This window comes from Oleiphilus sp. HI0043 (genome assembly GCF_001634935.1).
In genome coordinates this window covers 1-803 of the sequence record NZ_LWEY01000234.1, presented here as the reverse complement: position 1 = coordinate 803, position 803 = coordinate 1, and the positions used below count along the sequence as shown (strand labels likewise).

Here is an 803-nt window from a genome sequence, read left to right as displayed (position 1 = left end):
TCCAACACCTGAATGACAACCCTGCGTTCCTATACGCTTCAACACTTATTTTCGGTTTATTAGTCGGCAGCTTCTTGAATGTTGTCATTTTTAGGCTCCCTAAAATGCTTGAGCAAGATTGGGCACTTCAGTGCGCTGCATTTTTAGACCAGCCTGAACCAAAACAGGAAAAAATCACCCTATCGACCCCCAACTCGAGCTGCCCAAAGTGTCAGCATGCGATTAAGCCTTGGGAAAATATCCCTGTAATCAGCTATATCTTCTTGCAGGGGCGCTGTAGTCAGTGCAAAAACAAAATCTCGATCCGCTACCCTTTAGTTGAACTTGTCACAGCTTTACTTTCACTTGCCGCTATTTCCATCTATGGTGCAAGTTATGCTGGTCTTGCAGCACTTATCCTGACCTGGGTACTTGTGGCACTAACGATGATCGATGCCGACACACAACTTCTGCCAGATAACATGACGCTACCACTAATGTGGGGTGGTTTGATTCTCAACTACTACGAAACGTTTGTGCCCTTATCAAGCGCACTATGGGGCGCCATATTCGGCTACTTAAGCTTATGGCTAGTATTCCACGCCTTTAAGCTGCTAACAGGTAAGGAAGGCATGGGTTATGGTGACTTTAAACTTCTGGCAGCCTTAGGAGCCTGGTTTGGCTGGCAATCCCTGCCGATTATTATTTTGCTTTCTTCTGTTGTAGGCGCGGTGATTGGCATTTCCCTTATTATCATTAAGGGCCGGGATAAAAATATCCCGATCCCTTTCGGGCCTTATCTAGCCATTGCTGGCTGGATCTAT

General features: G+C 46.1%; 1 protein-coding gene. It reads left to right on the top strand.

From position 1 onward, the window contains the following. Positions 1 to 8 precede the first annotated feature (8 nt). Positions 9 to 803: A24 family peptidase (locus A3729_RS03690; protein ID WP_082881993.1), on the top strand; the 795-nt coding region annotated here is incomplete at its 3' end.